At 65.6% G+C, this 17,572-nt stretch carries 14 protein-coding genes; 13 read left to right on the top strand and 1 reads right to left on the bottom strand.

From position 1 onward, the window contains the following. Positions 1-13: 13 nt before the first annotated feature. The 8 genes from ACLCGK_RS21425 (at position 14) to ACLCGK_RS21390 (ending at position 11,524) form a co-directional block, all read left to right on the top strand. Positions 14-961, top strand: coding sequence for a LysR family transcriptional regulator (locus ACLCGK_RS21425; RefSeq protein WP_410952857.1), 948 nt, complete (start codon positions 14-16; stop codon positions 959-961). A gap of 34 nt (positions 962-995) precedes the next feature. Then, entirely contained in the window at positions 996-1,937 is a 942-nt protein-coding gene (locus ACLCGK_RS21420; protein WP_410952856.1) for a LysR family transcriptional regulator, read from the top strand. 296 nt (positions 1,938-2,233) lie between these two features. Beyond that, a complete protein-coding gene (locus ACLCGK_RS21415) occupies positions 2,234-3,775 on the top strand; it encodes a UxaA family hydrolase (RefSeq protein WP_410952855.1) in 1,542 nt (513 codons plus the stop codon). A gap of 34 nt (positions 3,776-3,809) precedes the next feature. Then, positions 3,810-4,868, top strand: coding sequence for an Ldh family oxidoreductase (locus ACLCGK_RS21410; RefSeq protein ID WP_410952854.1), 1,059 nt, complete (start codon positions 3,810-3,812; stop codon positions 4,866-4,868). A gap of 20 nt (positions 4,869-4,888) precedes the next feature. Continuing rightward, positions 4,889-6,106, top strand: a complete 1,218-nt coding sequence (locus ACLCGK_RS21405; RefSeq protein WP_410952853.1) for a fumarylacetoacetate hydrolase family protein — start codon at positions 4,889-4,891, stop codon at positions 6,104-6,106. A 98-nt stretch (positions 6,107-6,204) separates the two neighbouring features. Beyond that, entirely contained in the window at positions 6,205-7,506 is a 1,302-nt protein-coding gene (locus tag ACLCGK_RS21400) for an MFS transporter (RefSeq protein ID WP_410952876.1), read from the top strand. Between the two features lie 110 nt (positions 7,507-7,616). Next, positions 7,617-9,266: a VRR-NUC domain-containing protein gene (locus tag ACLCGK_RS21395; RefSeq protein WP_410952852.1), complete on the top strand. Its 1,650-nt coding sequence runs from the start codon at positions 7,617-7,619 to the stop codon at positions 9,264-9,266. Next, entirely contained in the window at positions 9,263-11,524 is a 2,262-nt protein-coding gene (locus tag ACLCGK_RS21390; protein ID WP_410952851.1) for an ATP-dependent DNA helicase, read from the top strand. The genes ACLCGK_RS21395 and ACLCGK_RS21390 overlap by 4 nt, the downstream gene beginning before the upstream one ends. A 172-nt stretch (positions 11,525-11,696) precedes the next feature. Here ACLCGK_RS21390 and ACLCGK_RS21385 read toward each other — a convergent pair whose 3' ends face one another. Beyond that, positions 11,697-12,878 carry an NnrS family protein gene (locus ACLCGK_RS21385; RefSeq protein ID WP_410952850.1) on the bottom strand — a complete coding sequence of 394 codons (1,182 nt, stop codon included), beginning with the start codon at positions 12,876-12,878 and terminating at the stop codon, positions 11,697-11,699. Between the two features lie 214 nt (positions 12,879-13,092). Between ACLCGK_RS21385 and xerC the strand changes: the two genes are divergently transcribed. From xerC to ureC, 5 genes are all read left to right on the top strand, one after another. After that, positions 13,093-14,007: a tyrosine recombinase XerC gene (gene xerC, locus ACLCGK_RS21380; protein WP_015270152.1), complete on the top strand. Its 915-nt coding sequence runs from the start codon at positions 13,093-13,095 to the stop codon at positions 14,005-14,007. 375 nt (positions 14,008-14,382) lie between these two features. Then, positions 14,383-15,216 carry an urease accessory protein UreD gene (locus ACLCGK_RS21375; RefSeq protein WP_410952849.1) on the top strand — a complete coding sequence of 278 codons (834 nt, stop codon included), beginning with the start codon at positions 14,383-14,385 and terminating at the stop codon, positions 15,214-15,216. 9 nt (positions 15,217-15,225) lie between these two features. Next, the gene (locus tag ACLCGK_RS21370; RefSeq protein WP_003256923.1) at positions 15,226-15,528 is read left to right on the top strand and encodes an urease subunit gamma; all 303 of its coding nucleotides are present in this window, start codon (positions 15,226-15,228) and stop codon (positions 15,526-15,528) included. A 19-nt stretch (positions 15,529-15,547) separates the two neighbouring features. Beyond that, on the top strand, positions 15,548-15,865 hold the full coding sequence (locus ACLCGK_RS21365; protein WP_015270155.1) for an urease subunit beta: 318 nt from the start codon (positions 15,548-15,550) through the stop codon (positions 15,863-15,865). Further along, positions 15,862-17,565, top strand: coding sequence for an urease subunit alpha (ureC, locus tag ACLCGK_RS21360; RefSeq protein ID WP_013972449.1), 1,704 nt, complete (start codon positions 15,862-15,864; stop codon positions 17,563-17,565). Before ACLCGK_RS21365 ends, ureC begins: the two co-directional genes overlap by 4 nt. The last annotated feature ends 7 nt before the right edge of the window (positions 17,566-17,572 follow it).

The raw sequence follows: 17,572 nt of genomic DNA, 5'->3' as shown, positions 1-17,572 counted from the left end.
TACCGGATTCGATATGTCTCGCTTGCCACCCGACAGCGCCCAGACGCCTGCCAGCCTCGGCGCATTGAAGATCTCCAGCCGGCAGATCACGCTGCTCAACGCCTTGGGCGAGTTCGCTAACCTGCGCCGTGCTGCCGCGGCGATGCACACCACGCAACCGGCAGCGAGCCTGTTGCTGCAACAGCTCGAGGAACGCCTTGGCGTACGCTTGTTCGAGCGTTTGCCACGGGGCATGCAAGCGACGCTGTATGGCGAAGTGATGATCCGCTATGCGCAGAACGCGCTGCATGAGTTCGAGCACGCCCAGGCGCAGATTGCCGAGCTGGCGCGCGGGGCTCAGGGCCTGGTGAGGGTGGGCAGCGTCATGGGCCCGGTGCCGGGTGTGCTGACCAGGGCGGTACTGGCCTACAAGCGCGATCACCCCAAAGTGCGCATTTCCCTGGAGGTTGGCACCAGCGACACCTTGCTGCCGGCCTTGCTGCGTGGCGACTTCGACATGGTGGTGGGGCGCCTGCCGGACCAGAGCGACAGCCAGGAATTGAACATCGAACTGTTCGAAGGCGGTGAGCAGATGCGGGTTATCGCCCGCGCCGACCACCCGCTGGCCAATGCCACCGGGCTGCAACTGGCCGACCTGGTGGCGTCGACCTGGATACTGCACCCGATCGGCAGCCCGATGCGCCGCCGCGTCGAAAGCGCGCTGCAGGCCGGCGGCATGGTGCAGTCACTGGATATCGTCGAAACTGCCTCGATCCTGGCTACCACCGCCATGCTCGAAGCCTCCGAGATGATTGCGGTGGTGCCCGATGACGTGGCCAAGCATTATGCCCGCTATGGCATGGTCGCCATCCTGCCGGTGGAACTGCCGCTGGCCATGGCCAACCTGGGCGTGCTGACCCTGCGCTCGCGGCCCAACTCGGTTGCCCTGGACACCTTGCTGCACTACCTGCGGGCGCAATAGCCCTGCCTTTTCACTTGCCTGAGGCCCTGCGTCAATGCCGCCGGACATGACCCATTCCAGCTTTTGCAACTGGATCCGCTACAAGCACCTGGTGCTGATCGACACCTTGGCGCGCACCCGCAACATGCACGCCACCGCCACGCGCATGAACCTGAGCCAGCCGGCACTGAGCAAGATGTTGCGTGACCTTGAGGAGCAGTTCGGCTTCGCCCTGTTCGAGCGCCTGCCGCGGAGCATGCCACCCACCGAACTGGGCGAATATGTGGTGCGTTATGCCCAAGGCGCGCTGGCCGAGTCGCAACAGTTCGTCGACCAGGTAAACCGCCTGCGCAATGGCGGGCACGGCTTTATCCGCGTCGGCGGGATCTTTGCCGCCACCGCGCTGGTGTTGCCGCAGGCCATCGCCGCGATCAAGGCGCGCAGCCCGTTGCTGTCGATCGAAGTGGTGGAGCATTCCAGCGATCACTTGTTGACCATGCTGGAGCAGAACAAGCTCGACATCATGATTGGCCGCTTCACCGAAGAACGCTTCAGCCAGCTGTTCGACTTTCAGCCCCTTGAGCCGGAACCGTTCAGCCTGGTGGTCAACAGCGAGCACCCGCTCAACCAGCTGGAAAGCACGCCGCTGACAGCGCTGGGCGACTGGCCGTGGGTGCTGTACCCGGTGGGTACGCCGATCCGCAACCGCCTGGAGCAGGCCTTCCGGCTTGCCGGCATTGCCACGCCTGCCGACAGCGTTGAAACCATCTCCATGCCGATGTTCCTGCAATTGCTGCAGGCGGCGCCGATGATCGCCATGTTGCCGCGCTCGATGGTTGCCGCGCAGTTGGCCAGCGGCCAACTGAAAGAATTGCGCAGCCCCTTGCACCTGGCGGCGCTGGAGTACGGCGTAGTTACCCGCAAGGACGAGCCGCTGAGTGCTTCGGCCCGTGCGTTTGTCGAGATTTTGCTGGAGGGGGCTCGGCGCCGTCAGTAAGAGCGGGGATGAAGCCATTGGGGCTGCTCTGCAGCCCATCGCAGGCAAGCCAGCTTCCACAGGCACAGCACAAGGTTCAAGGCATGCGCTGTACCTGTGGGAGCGGGCAAGCCCGCGAAGGGCTGGGCAGCGGCCCCAATGGCCCTCAAAGTGATTGATAAACGCGCTCTGATACCTGCTTTTGATAACCCAAGGTTATCGCACGATCGGATCATCTCATTGGGAATGTTGCCCAAGGCTTCTTACAGTGGTCGCAGCCATAACAAGAAGCCAGCCGCACCGCCCTGAGAGGTCCCATGCAACTGATTGCCAAATCCGGTGACCTTGCCGTCATCCGCCTCAACCCGCTGGACAACGTGCTCATCGCCCGCCAGGCCCTGCCGCAAGGCCTGCGCCTGGACGCCGAGGCGATTACCGTGCGTCAGCCGATCCCCTCGGGCCACAAGCTCGCTACCGAGCGTGTAGAGCAGGGCCAGCCCCTGCGCCGTTACGGGCAGATCATCGGTTTTGCCTCTCGGGCCATCGACGCCGGCGAACACGTGCATGTGCACAACGTGCAGATGGGCGATTTCGCCCGTGACTACGCCTTCGGTGTCGACACCCGCAGCCAGCCCGGCCGCGAGGCGCAGTTCCAGGGCATCGTGCGCACCGATGGCCGGGTCGCCACCCGCAACTACATCGGCATCCTCACCTCGGTGAACTGCTCGGCGACCGTGGCCCGGGCCGTGGCCGACCATTTTCGCCGCGACATCCACCCTGAAGTGCTGGTTGATTACCCGAACATCGACGGCGTCGTGGCGCTGACCCACGGCGCCGGTTGTGCGGTGGACCCCAGCGGTGAAGCCCTGGGCATGTTGCGCCGCACCCTGGCCGGGTACGCCGTACACCCCAATTTCGCTGCCGTGCTGATCATCGGCCTGGGCTGCGAAACCAACCAGATCGAAAGCCTGCTGGAAACCCAGGGCCTGCAGGCCAGCGCCCAGCTGCGCGCCTTCACCATCCAGGGTATCGGCGGCACCAGCAAAACCATCGCCGCCGGTATCGAGCAGGTCAAGGCGCTGCTGGCCGAGGCCAACCAGGTGCAGCGACAGCCGGTCAGTGCACGGCACCTGGTGGTCGGCCTGCAATGTGGCGGTTCCGATGGCTATTCCGGCATTACCGCCAACCCGGCGTTGGGCAATGCCGTCGACCGTCTGGTGGCCGCCGGCGGCACCGCAATCCTCTCCGAGACCCCGGAAATCTACGGTGCCGAGCACCTGCTCACCCGCCGTGCGGTCAGCCGCGAGGTTGGCGAAAAGCTGGTGGCCCGCATCCGCTGGTGGGAAGACTACTGCCAGCGCATGAACGCCGAGCTGAACAACAACCCCTCGGCCGGCAACAAGGCCGGGGGCCTGACCACCATCCTCGAGAAGTCCCTCGGTGCGGTGGCCAAGGCTGGTTCCAGCAACCTGGTCGATGTGTACCAGTACGCGGAAGCGGTGCACGCCCAGGGCCTGGTATTCATGGATACCCCCGGTTACGACCCGGTTTCGGCCACCGGGCAGGTCGCTGGCGGTGCCAACCTGATTGCCTTCACCACCGGCCGTGGCTCGGCCTACGGCTGCGCCCCGGCGCCGTCGATCAAGCTGGCCACCAACAACCGGGTGTTCGAGCACCAGGAAGAAGACATGGACGTCAATTGCGGCGGCATCGCCGACGGCTCCACCAGCATCGAGGAGCGCGGCGCGTTCATCTTCGAACAGATGCTGCGCATCGCTTCCGGTGAGCGCAGCAAGAGTGAGCTGCACGGCTACGGGCAGAACGAATTCGTGCCCTGGCAGATCGGTGCCGTGACCTGATCGCCAGCCCTGTCCCATTTCCGAGGCAACCGCAATGACTCAAGCCACACATTACAACGTGCAAACGCTCACCACCTTCGTCGAGCGGCTGTTCGAAAAGGCCGGCGCCGATGCCGAAGTCGCCCAGGTAGTGACCCGGGTACTCCTCGAAGGCGAATTGCTGGGCCATCGCACCCATGGCCTGAACCTGGTCAGCCGCTACATCGACGGCATGCTCGGCGGCCAGGTCAAGGCCCGCGCTCAGGTACTGGAGCAGGTGTCGGACAGTGGCATTTCCAGCCTGTTCGATGGCCACTACGTGTTGGGGCCGTACTGCGTCAGCCGTGCCCTGGACTGCGCGGCAAAGGGCGCCACTTTGCAGGGTATCGGTATCGCCGTTGTGCGCCGTGCCGCGCATATCGGCTGCCTGGCAGCCTACCTCAAGCCCTACACCGACCAGGGCCTGGTAGCCATGCTGTATTCCTCGGACCCGTCGGTAGGGCTGGTCTGCGCCCATGGTGGCGTCGACCCGGTGTACACCCCCAACCCGATTGCCGCGGGCATCCCGACCCAGGGCGAGCCGATTCTGCTGGACGTGAGCATGTCCACCGTCACCCTCGGCCTGGTCGGCCAGTGCCGCGACGCCGGCAGCCGCCTGCCGCACCCGGTGCTGGTGAGCAATGACGGGCAACTGAGCGACGACCCACGCGACTTCTTCACCAGCCCGCAAGGCAGCATCCTGCCCTTGGGTGGCCAGGCTTTCGGCCACAAAGGTTTCGCCCTGGCGCTGCTGGTAGAAGCCCTGACCTCGGGGCTGGCCGGCCATGGCCGCAAGGACGCACCAGACCAGTGGGGTGCCTCGGCCACCGCCGTGGTCATCGACCCGCGTTTCTTCGGCGGCCTGCAAGCGTTCACCGACGAAACCAGCTTCCTCGGCCGGCTGGTCCTGGCCAGCCGGCCACTCGACCCCGAGCGCCCGGTGCGCCTGCCTGGGCAGGCTGGCCTTGCCTTGCGCCGCCAGGCCCTGGAGCAGGGCGCAAGCCTTTCGTCACAGCTGGTGTCCGACCTTGACCGCCTGGCCGGGCAGCTGCAACTGCCGGCACTTTCCCAATGAATGACAGTAAGGGTACACAGATGACTGATCGAGCGAACGGCAAGCGACCGCTGCCTCTGAATCACGATGCCAGCGCGTTCGACAGCGGCAGTTGGGTAGGGCGGGTCTGGCTGCCGGAGCAGGGCCCTGCGGTGGTACTGGTGAAGGCCGGTGCCGTGCACGACATCAGCGCCCATGTAGCCACCGTCTCGGCCCTGCTGGAAGTGGCCGACCCGGTGGCCTACCTGCGCGGCCTGCCGCTGGCCGAGCCACTGATCGGGCTGCCAGCCTTGCTGGGCAACAGTGACCCGGCCCGACGCGACCCGCGCCAGCCATGGCTGCTGGCACCCATCGACCTGCAGGCGGTGAAGGCCGCTGGGGTGACCTTCGCCACCAGCCTGCTGGAGCGCGTGGTCGAAGAGCAGGCCAAGGGCGACCCGGCCAAGGCCGATGCCATCCGTGACACCCTGGCCAGCCGCATCGGCGCCGGCCTGTCGCAGATCGTGCCGGGCTCGGCCCAGGCCGAGGCGCTGCGCAAGGTACTGGTGGAGCAGGGCCTGTGGTCGCAGTACCTGGAAGTGGGTATTGGCCCGGATGCCGAGGTGTTCACCAAGGCCCAGCCGCTGTCGGCGGTCGGCCACGGCGCCGACATCGGTATCCACCCCAAGTCGAGCTGGAACAACCCGGAGCCTGAAGTGGTACTGGCGGTGTCGAGTGATGGTCGCATCAAGGGCGCGATGCTCGGCAACGACGTCAACCTGCGTGACTTCGAAGGCCGTAGCGCCTTGCTGCTGTCAAAAGCCAAGGACAACAATGCCTCCACTGCGCTCGGCCCGCTGTTACGCCTGTTCGACGAAAGCTTCGGCCTGGACGACGTGCGCGCCGCCGAGGTGGACTTGCAGGTGGTGGGCGAAGACGGTTTCATCCTCGCCGGGCGCAGCTCCATGCGCCAGATCAGTCGCGACCCGCAGGACCTTGTGCAGCAAACCCTCAACGAGAACCATCAGTACCCCGACGGCCTGGTGCTGTTCCTCGGTACCTTGTTCGCCCCCAAGCAGGACCGCGACCAACCGGGCAACGGCTTCACCCACAAGCCGGGCGATGTGGTGAGCATCAGCAACCCGCAACTGGGTACCCTGTGCAACCGCGTGACCACCAGCGACCTGGCACCGCAGTGGCACTTTGGCCTGCGTGCGCTGATCGACAGCCTCGGCCGACGCGGGCTGCTGGAAGTTGCAACCACCGCGCGCCAGCCTTGAGCGGCGCGCTGCGTCAGGGAGGGCGCAGCTTGAACGAAGGACCGCCAAGGCGCTGACAGCGCGGCAACAATAATAATAAAGGTCATCACATGAACCCTATGAAGAAGTACCAACGCATCACCGTCGTGTTCCTGCTGTTGATCGGCATCGTCAACTACCTGGACCGTAGTGCACTGTCGATCGCCAACACCTCGATCCAGAAAGACATGATGATCAGCCCGTCGCAGATGGGCATCCTGTTGTCGGCGTTCTCCATTGCCTATGCCTTTGCCCAGCTGCCGATGGGCATGATCATCGACCGCCTGGGCAGCAAGATCGCCCTCGGCGCTTCGCTGCTGGGCTGGTCGGTGGCCCAGGCAGCGTTCGGCATGGTCAACAGCTTCGCCGGCTTCATGGGCCTGCGGGTGCTGCTGGGGATTGGCGAGGCGCCGATGTTCCCGTCGGCGGCCAAGGCCCTGTCTGAGTGGTTCGATGCCAATGAACGCGGTACCCCGACCGGCGTGGTCTGGTCCTCGACCTGCCTCGGCCCGTGCCTGGCGCCACCCTTGCTGACGCTGTTCATGGTCAACTTCGGCTGGCGCGGCATGTTCATCATCACCGGTGTGATCGGCGTGGTGCTGGCGCTGTGCTGGCTGACCTTCTACAAAAGCAAGGCACGTTACCTGGCGGAGCTTGCTGCCGAGGGCAAGCCGTTGCCGAGTGGGCAGCAGGTGCCTGCAGCCACTGCACATGCGCCGAAAGCCTCGTACTTCGCCGGCTGGCTCGACCTGTTCAAGCACCGCAGTACCTGGGGCGCGGTGCTCGGCTTCATGGGCGTGATCTACATGCTCTGGCTGCACCTGACCTGGCTGCCTGGCTACTTCGAGCGTGAGCACGGCCTGGACCTGTACAAGACCGCCTGGGTAGTGTCGCTGGCCTATGGCTTTGGCGCAGCGGGCACGATCGTTGCCGGGCGCTTCTGCGACTTGCTGGTCAAGCGCGGCATGAGCGTGCTGGCCAGCCGCAAGTTCAGTGTCATCACCGGCCTGGTGCTGGCGGCGCTGTTCACTTTGCCGCTGTCGTTCGTCACTGGCCTGACCGGTTGCATCATCCTGCTGTGCCTGGCGCTGTTCAGCATCAACATGGCCAGTGCCACCGCCTGGATGATCGTCAACACCATCGTCGACAGCCAGCGCGTGGCGTCGTTTGGCTCGATCCAGAACTTCGGCGGCTACATTGCCGGTTCGGTGGCGCCGATCGTCACCGGCTTCAGCATCCAGTATTCGGGCTCGTTCACCACGGCGTTCATGATCAGTGCGGTAGTGGCGCTGTGTTCGGCGGTGGCCTACTTCCTGCTGCTGCAGGCGCCGATTGGCAGTGCCAAGGTCAAGGCGGCGGAGATGGTTGCCGCGACTGAGTAACCTTTGCGCCGCTCCTACAGACAGCGCCACCGAGATGACCCACGGCACTTGCCAGGCATACTGGTCTGTATGTATAACCAGTATTCATTCCAGCCGCCTGACCCCAGCCCGTGATCGCCCATTCCGTCGACGACCCGTTCTACTACCTGCACAACTTCCGCCAGGTGCTGCTGTGGGTCGAACAGCGCTACGAAGACCTGCTCGACGATCAGGAACTCGCTTTCATCCGCACCTTCGGCCAACTGGACGCCCCGGCACAGGCCCTGATGGTGCGCATGGTCATGCGCAAGGGCGAGCTGTTTCGCAGCGACCGCCTCGACTATGCCGAAATCGGCGATACCGGGCAGGCCCTGCAGCCGTTGCTGGCCCTCGGCTGGGTACGGGAGCCCGCGCAACTGGAACTGGAGCAACTGTTCGCCCTGTTGCGCAAGGACGAATTTGCCCGTTGTTTTGCCCCACAGCTGAGCCGCCCTCGCGCCGCCAAGCATGACCTGCTTGCACAGCTGCAACCTCTGGGCCTGCAAGCCCGTTCACTGGCCGAGTGGTTCCCGGACAGCGGCATGCGCATCCTCCATTGGTGCCTGCAACCCTTGTGCGACCGCATGCGCCTGCTGTTCTTCGGCAACCTGTACCAGGACTGGTCGGACTTCGTCCTCGCCGACCTTGGCTTGTTGCGCTACGAACAGGTGCCGTTCAGCCCCGATTCGCGTGCCCTGCAACAACGTGCCGAAGTCGACCTGGCCATGGCCTTGCACCGTTGCGCCGAGCGCCTTGAGCAAGGCGACGACCCGCAGGCGATCCTGGCAGCCATGCAGGGCCTGCACAGCGACAACCCATGGCTGGCCCGGCGCCATGCGCGCCTGCAATTCGCCTTGGGCCAGCAATGCGAGCGTCTGGGCGACTGGACGCAGGCCATGGCTGTTTACACGCAGTGCAGCCACGCCCAAGCGCGCATCCGCCAGGTGCGGGTGCTGGAGCGCAGCGAGCAGTGGCACCAAGCCCATGCGCTGGCGCTGCAACTGGCCGCGGCACCGGCCAACGCCCTGGAAGTGCAGGCGCTGGAACGCATGTTGCCACGCCTGGCACGCAAGCTCGGTGGCCCGCCACAGCGGCGCCAGCGTGTCGCGCCGCTGGAACTGATCGAGCTGGAGCTGCCCCGGGAACACGCAGCGCTGGGCGTGGAGGAGGCGGTACGCCAGTACCTGGCCGAAGCCGGTGGGCCGGTGCATTACGTGGAGAACACGCTGTTCAACAGCCTGTTCGGCCTGCTGTGCTGGGAGGCGATCTTCGCCCCGGTGCCTGGCGCCTTCTTCAACCCGTTCCAGGCCGCCCCGCAGGACCTGCACGACGGTGATTTCCAGCAACGCCGCAGTGCTCTGTTCGAACGTTGCCTGGGGCGACTCGACGATGGCAGCCATCACAGCGCGATTCTCGACTGCTACACCGCCAAGCAAGGCCTGCAGTCGCCGTTCGTGTTCTGGTCCGTGCTCAGCGAAGAGTTGCTTGAGCAAGCCCTGGCCTGCCTGCCGGCGGTCCATTTGAAACAGTGCTTCCTGCGCCTGCTGCAGGACATCCGCAACAACCGCGCCGGCATGCCCGACCTGATCCAGTTCTGGCCCGAACAGGGCCGCTACCGCATGGTCGAGGTCAAGGGGCCCGGCGACCGCCTGCAGGACAACCAGCTGCGCTGGCTGGAGTTCTGCCGGGCGCACGGTTTGCCTGTCGCGGTGTGCCATGTACGCTGGAGCGAAACGCCTTGAGCTATAGCGTGGCGGTACGGGCCTTGTGCGAGTTCAGCGCCAAGGTCGGCGACCTGGACCTGCGCTTCACCCCATCACCCACCGCTCAGGAGGGGATCGATGGGCACCGTCGGGTGGTGGCGCGACGCGCTGCGGGCTATGAGTCGGAAATTACCCTCGAAGGCCAGTTCGAAACCCTGAAAGTTCGTGGCCGCGCCGACGGTTACGACCCCACCTGCAACCGCCTGGAAGAGATCAAGACCCACCGTGGCGACCTGGCGCGCCAGCCGGCCAATCATCGCCAGTTGCACTGGGCGCAGGCCAAGGTCTATGGCTGGTTGATGTGCCAGGCACGGCAACTGCCGGACATCGAGGTGGCGCTGGTGTACCTGGACGTGGACAGCGATGGCCAGACGCTGATCAGTGAACACTGCACGGCAGCCGAACTGCAGGCCTTCTTCGAAACCCAGTGCCAACGCTTTCTGGCTTGGGCACAAGGGCAGGAGCAGCGCCTGGCCGAGCGTAACCAGGGCCTGCAAGCGCTGGGCTTCCCCTATCCGGCGTTCCGCCAGGGCCAGCGACAACTGGCAGAAACCCTGTACAAGGCGGTCAGTACCGGCCGCTGCCTGATGGCCCAGGCCAGTACCGGAATTGGCAAGACCCTCGGTACCTTGTTCCCCCTGCTCAAGGCCATGGTGCCGCAGCAACTGGACAAGCTGTTCTTTCTCACGGCCAAGACCCCGGGCCGGGCCCTGGCCCTGGATGCCATGCGCCAGATCACCGATGCCACGCCGCAGCCGGCCTTGCGCACGCTGGAGCTGATCGCCCGCGACAAAGCCTGCGAGCACCCCGACAAGGCCTGCCATGGCGAATCCTGCCCCTTGGCCGCAGGCTTCTACGACCGCCTGCCGGCCGCGCGCGCTGCGGCGGCAGCGTTGCCCATGCTTGACCGCGCCCAGCTGCGCGAAGTGGCCTTGGCGCACCAGGTATGCCCGTATTACCTGGGCCAGGAGATGGCGCGCTGGGTAGACGTGCTGGTGGCGGATTACAACTACTACTTCGATGCCCATGCCTTGTTGTTCGGCCTGACCCAGGCCAACCAGTGGCGGGTCGCGGTGCTGGTGGACGAGGCGCACAACCTGGTCGAGCGCGGCCGCGGCATGTACAGCGCCAGCCTCGACCAGGGGCAGTTGCAGGCCCTGCGCCAGAGCAAACCGCCTGGGCTGGTCAGTGCGCTGGACCGGCTGAACCGGCAGTGGAACGCCCTCTACAAGGAGCAGCGCGCGCCGTACCAGGCCAGCGAGTCGCTGCCAGATGCTTTGCTGCGTGCCCTGCAGCAATGCATCGGGCTGATCCAGGAACAAATGAACCAGACGCCTGCGCAAATGGACCCGCAGGTGCTGCAGTTCTTCTACCAGGCGTTGCAGTTCAGCCGGGTTGCCGAGCTGTTCGACGAGCACTTCCTCTTCGACATCAGCCAGCGCCAGGGGCCACGCAAGCGGCGGCTGGCCACCCTGTGCCTGCGCAATGTCACCCCGGCGCGCCTGTTGGGCCCACGCATGCAGGCGGCGCGCAGCGTGACGCTGTTCTCCGCCACCCTGAGCCCACGGCACTTCTACAGCGACCTGCTGGGCATGCCGGTCGATACCGCCTGGCTGGAAGTGGCCGCGCCGTTTCGCGCCGAACAGCTGGAAGTGCGCATCGCCAACCAGGTATCCACCCGCTACCAGCAACGCCAGGCTTCGCTGGCGCCGATCGTCGAGCTGATTGCCCGGCAGTACGAGTGCATGCCGGGCAACTACCTGGCGTTCTTCAGCAGTTTCGAGTACCTGCAACAGGTGGCCGGGCTGCTGGCCGAGCGGCATGCCCAGATACCCATGTGGGCCCAGGAACCAGGCATGGACGAAGCGGCCCGCCAGGGCTTTCTCGACCGTTTTGTGGCGGATGGCCGCGGCGTGGGTTTTGCGGTGCTGGGTGGTGCATTCGGGGAGGGGGTGGACTTGCCGGGCACACGGCTGATCGGCGCGTTTGTCGCCACCCTCGGGCTACCCCAGGTCAACCCGGTCAACGAGCAGTTCAAGCAGCGCCTGGGGCGGCAGTTTGGTGCGGGGTTCGATTACGCCTATCTCTACCCGGGCGTGCGCAAGGTTATCCAGGCGGCAGGCCGGGTCATCCGGGGCGACCAGGACCGTGGCGTTCTGGTCTTGATCGACGAGCGCTTCGCCGAACCCCGGGTGCAGCAGATGTTCCCGGGGTGGTGGCCGGCGCCGGGAGGTTAACGCGGCCCCGGCAATTTGTGCATCTGTGCTGAAACCTTGGGGCTGCTTCGCAGCCCATCGCCGGCAAGCCAGCTCCCACAGGTACAGCGCTGGCCTTGAGGTCGGCGCGGTCGGTGTGGGAGTTGGCTTGCCGGCGATGGGCCGCAAAGCGGCCCCAATCTAGGCATCAAGGCTAGCCCGGCATACCGTCAGCCCGTGGCTGCAGAAGGATGGGCAGGTAGTGGCGCAGGAACAGCAGCAGCGCCAGGCTCCAGCAAACTACTGAAAGGCTCACCCCCAGCGGCGTGAACAGCGGCAGCACCACCCGCGCCAGCGTCGCCAGTTGGATCAAGGCAAAGGCCCAGGCAATGCTGGTCGGCACCTGCAGCGGCCTGCCGGTGTGGCCCAGGCTGACCCGTGCCATCATCGCCAGGATCAGCCCGCTCATGGCGCCCACGGTCAGGGCGTGGGTCACCAGGCTCGGGCCCAGCGCCACCCCGGCATGCCACAGCGTCATGCCCAGGCAGGCAATGGCAATCCAGGCATAGGCCAGATGCAGCGACCACAGCAGGGGTACACGCCACAGGCCGCGGTCATGCCACAAGGTCAGGCGGGCCGTATGCAAGGCAAACAAGGTGCCGAACAGCACGGCCAGGCCGATATGCGGCGTATCGGCCAAACCCGAAGCAAAGGCCAGCGGTACCGCCACGCTCAGCAGCAGGCAGGCCCGGTCCAGCCAGGGGCGGGCAGGGGTCGGTGCCATGTTGCCCAGGCCGCGCCGGGTGAAGAACGGGATCACCCGCCCGCCAAGCACGGTCATCACCGCGGCCACCAGCCATAACCCGGCAAACACCCCGCGGCGCTGCCACAGTTCGTCCTGGCGCAGCCAGCCGGCCAGGGTCAGCCACTGGCAGGCGGCGATCAACAGCACCAGGCCGACGATCGGGTAGTTGTTACGCAAGCGCCGTTGCACGATCGGCCGTGCCAGGGCTAGTGCCACCAGTGGCAGGAAGCTGCCCTCGATCACTACCAGCAGGCCGCCCGGTAGTGGCAGGAACCAGCTCACCCGGCCCAGCAGCCAAAGCAGGAACAAACCCTGTAGCGCGCGCCCGTTCAAGCCTGGGATGCCGCTCCAGTTCTGTACGGCGGTCAGCAGGAAACCCGCGATGATGGCAGCAGCAAAGCCATAGAGCATTTCGTGGCGGTGCCAGGCGAGCATGCCGCCGGGGGGCGTGGGCTCCAGCGCACCGGCCAGTACGCCGCCCCACAACAGCAAGGCGAGCAGCGCAAACAAACTGCCACCCAGGAAGAATGGGCGGAAACCCAGGCCCCAGACGGCCTGGCGTGGGCGTGAATCGATCGGCTGCACAAGCATGGGCTGACCTTCGTTCGTTCAGTGGGCTCAATTGGGGTAAGATCACGATCCGTGCCAGCTCCGAACCCCTTGTATATCAAGGTGATGGCACTTCTCCGGGTCCGAATGACATGTGTATTCCGCTGTTATTTGGACCTGCTTGTATGTCGTATTGACTTGCTTCAGGGTCTGGCCGGTTCGCCGCTGGCCAACGCTTCGCTACAGGATTCACGTTTTGTCCGATCTCTCGAAAAATCCGCTGCTGCAGTACATGGCCCGCCTGGCCCCATCCAGCCAGCAAACCATGCGCTACATACTTCAGGACGCCGCCGATCGGCTGGGTTTTGTCGACTGCAATATCGTCGATGTGCCCTGGCATCGGCTCGAGCCCGGCCATGTGATCGCCCTGGTGGCGGCGCTGCGTGCGGACGGTTACGCCCCCAACAGTTCGTCGCTGTACGTCAACGCCATTCGCGGTGTGATGAACGAAGCCTGGCGCCAGGGCCTGATCGATCACGAGCAGTTGCTGCGCATTCGCGAGGTCAAGCCGGCCACCGGCAGCCGCCTGCCGCCGGGGCGCAACCTGCGCCGCAGCCTGATTCGCGAGCTGATGGATGTGTGTGCGGCCGACCCACGGCCGCAGGGTGTGCGTGACGCGGCGATCATCGCCTTGCTGTACGGCACCGGCATGCGCAAGTCGGAATCGGTGGACATCGACCTGGACCAGGTCGACTTCGAGGCGCGCAGCCTGCAGGTGCTGGGCAAGGGCAACCGCCAGTTGATCAAGTACGCCCCGCCATGGGCGTTCGAGAAGTTGCAGGCGTGGCTGGACCTGCGCCGCCAGGACTTGCCCGCAGGGGCCGAAGACGACCCATTCCTGTTCAACCGCATCCGCCGTGGCAGCCATATAACCCGAGCGCGCATCACCAAGCATGCCATTTACTACATCGCCCGCCAGCGTGGTGCGCAGGTGGGCGTGAAGATCATGCCGCACGACTTCCGTCGCGCGTTCATCACCCGGGTGATCGAAGAGCACGACCTGTCCATTGCGCAGAAGCTGGCGCATCACGCCAATATCCAGACCACCGCCATCTATGACCGGCGTGACGACAACGAACGCCGACGTGCGGTGGACCGCTTCGATTACTGAGTTTTGATAGTTGGGGCCGCTTTGCGCCCCTTCGCGAGCTCCTCCACCCCCAAGAGTACCACACAACCCCCCACCACCCACCCATCCTGTGGGAGCGGGCGCGCCCGCGAAGGGCTGCAACGCAGCCCCATTTTCACCTTGCTCCGGCACCGAAACAGGGCCGAAGCACGCCCCTGCCTTGTGCGCCATCCCCCCGTATGCCCGATGCCAGAGCGGCCATGGCAAATCCTTCATCTTCGTTCACCTGCGGAGTTGGCCCGCAACCTGCTATATCCAGCCTGCGAATTTGATCGAGTGGTCAGGGCGCGCACGCCGTAGCCGTGCGTGCCTGCCACTCTAAACGGCCAGCAGGCCACGGATTTCAGGGGCCGCAGGATGTCGCTCGCGGAGCAGATCGAACAACAACACGACGATGCCGGCTGGAGTGCTCACCTGCAGTTGCGCTTCGTCAGACGCGACAAGGTGACCCGCCTTGGTGCGTGGCGGCATTTCGGACCTCTTTTGGTGCAGCGACCGTTCTATCCGGAAGGTGCACCGTGCCATGTCTACGTGCTGCACCCTCCTGGAGGGATCGTCGCTGGCGACCGCCTGGAGCTGGATATCCAGCTGGAGCCGGGCAGCCACGCGCTGCTGACCATGCCCGGCGCCAGCAAGTTCTACCGCAGCATCGGCCCGACCGCGCGGCTGGTCCAGCGTTTTCACCTGGGCGCCGACAGCACCCTGGAGTGGCTGCCGCAGGACAGCATCTTCTTCTCCGGCGCCCGCGCCAGCCTCGACAGCCGTTTCACCCTCGAACCGGGGGCGCGCCTGCTGGCCTGGGAAACCCTGTGCCTGGGGCGCCCGGTGATGAGCGAGCGGTTCGATCACGGAGCCCTCGACAGCCGCTTGCACATCGAACTGCCCGACGAAGTGGGCCTGCACGAGCGCCTACGCGTCGAAGGCGGGCGCCTGAGCAAGCTTGGCGGGCATCCGCTGCTGGCCACCTTCTGCGCCGCACCCGCCGACCAGGCCGTGCTGGATCTGGTGCGCCCGCTGCTCGATGAGATGGCCAACCCGGCCGGCGCGACCCTGCTCGGGTCGTTGCTGGTGATTCGCGTGCTCGACCATGACAACCAACACCTGCAACGCACCCTGCAACGCCTGTGGCATGTGCTGCGCCCGGCCGTCCTCGGCCTGCCGGCCTGCCCGCCGCGTATCTGGGCCACCTGAGAGAGCGCCATGGAGCTGACCCCGAGAGAGAAAGACAAACTGCTGCTGTTCACCGCCGCGCTGCTGGCGGAGCGGCGCCTGGCCCGTGGCCTGAAACTCAACTACCCGGAAGCGGTGGCGTTGATCAGTGCCGCCGTGCTCGAAGGCGCCCGTGATGGCCGCACCGTCGCCGAGCTGATGAGCCTGGGGCGTGAAGTATTGAGCCGCGAGCAGGTAATGCCTGGCATCGCCGAAATGCTCCACGACGTGCAGGTCGAAGCGACCTTCCCGGATGGCACCAAGCTGGTGACCGTGCATGACCCCATCGTTTGAAGTTGCCCAGGAGCCCCGCATGATCCCAGGTGAAATCCAGGTCGCCGCCGGCGACATCGAGCTGAACAGCGGCCGCGCGACAGTCAGCGTCAGCGTGGCCAACCATGGCGACCGGCCGGTGCAGGTCGGCTCGCACTACCACTTTTACGAAGTCAACGAGGCGCTGGTGTTCGAGCGCGCGCCTACGCTGGGCTTTCGTCTGGACATCCCCGCGGGTACCGCCGTGCGCTTCGAGCCTGGCCAGGCGCGTACCGTGCAACTGGTGGCATACGCCGGCAAGCGCGAGGTCTACGGCTTCCAGGGCAAGGTGATGGGCGCGCTGGAGGGCAGGGCATGAGCCGCATTTCCCGCCAGGCCTATGCCGACATGTTCGGCCCCACCGTGGGCGACCGCGTGCGCCTGGCCGACACCGCGCTGTGGGTCGAGGTGGAGCACGACTTCACCATCTATGGCGAAGAGGTGAAGTTCGGTGGCGGCAAGGTCATCCGCGATGGCATGGGGCAGGGCCAGATGCTGGCTGCCGAAGCCATGGACCTGGTACTGACCAATGCCCTGATCATCGACCACTGGGGCATCGTCAAGGCCGATATCGGTATCAAGCACGGGCGTATCGCGGTGATCGGCAAGGCTGGCAACCCCGATGTGCAGCCGGGCGTGAACGTGCCAGTGGGCCCCGGCACCGAGGTGATCGCGGCCGAGGGCAAGATCGTCACCGCCGGTGGTGTCGACTCGCACATCCACTTCATCTGCCCGCAACAGGTGGACGAGGCGCTGAACAGCGGTGTCACCACCTTCATCGGCGGCGGTACCGGGCCGGCCACCGGCACCAACGCCACCACCTGCACGCCCGGCCCCTGGTACCTGGCGCGCATGCTCCAGGCTGCCGACAGCCTGCCGATCAACATCGGCTTGCTGGGCAAGGGCAACGCCTCGCGGCCGGAAGCGCTGCGCGAGCAGATCGCAGCCGGCGCCGTGGGCCTCAAGCTGCACGAAGACTGGGGTTCGACACCAGCAGCCATCGACTGCTGCCTGGGCGTGGCCGAGGAAATGGACATCCAGGTGGCGATCCACACCGACACCCTCAACGAGTCCGGCTGCATCGAAGACACCCTGTCGGCGATCGGCGACCGCACCATCCACACCTTCCACACCGAGGGTGCTGGTGGCGGTCACGCCCCGGACATCATCCGCGCGGCAGGGCAGGCCAACGTGTTGCCGTCCTCGACCAACCCGACCCTGCCGTACACGGTCAACACCGTGGACGAGCACCTGGACATGCTCATGGTCTGCCACCATCTGGACCCGAGCATCGCCGAAGACGTGGCCTTTGCCGAGTCGCGCATCCGCCGCGAAACCATCGCCGCCGAGGACATCCTCCACGACATGGGCGCCTTTGCCATGACTTCGTCCGACTCCCAGGCCATGGGCCGGGTTGGCGAGGTGGTGCTGCGCACCTGGCAGGTGGCCCACCAGATGAAGCTGCGCCGCGGGCCACTGGCGCCGGACACCAGCTACAGCGACAACTTCCGGGTCAAGCGCTACATCGCCAAGTACACCATCAACCCGGCCCTGACCCACGGCATCGGCCACGAAGTGGGCTCGGTGGAAGTCGGCAAACTGGCCGACCTGGTGCTGTGGGCGCCAGCGTTCTTTGCGGTCAAGCCGGCCCTGGTCATCAAGGGCGGGATGATCGTCACCGCGCCCATGGGGGACATCAACGGTTCCATCCCCACGCCGCAACCGGTGCATTACCGCCCGATGTTCGGCGCCCTGGGCGCGGCGCGGCATGCCACGCGCATGACCTTCCTGCCCCAGGCGGCGATGGACCGTGGCCTGGCCGAGGAGTTGAACCTGCGCAGCCTGATCGGCGTGGCCCACGGCTGCCGCCGGGTGCGCAAGCCCGACATGGTCCACAACACCTTGCAGCCGCTGATCGAGGTCGATGCGCAGACCTACCAGGTGCGTGCCGACGGTGAACTGCTGGTCTGCGAACCGGCCCGCGAACTGCCGCTGGCCCAGCGTTACTTCCTGTTCTGAAGGAGCA

The organism is Pseudomonas sp. S1(2024), from assembly GCF_046557535.1.
Note: the sequence above shows the minus strand (reverse complement) of the source record. Positions and strands in the feature narration are given on the sequence as shown.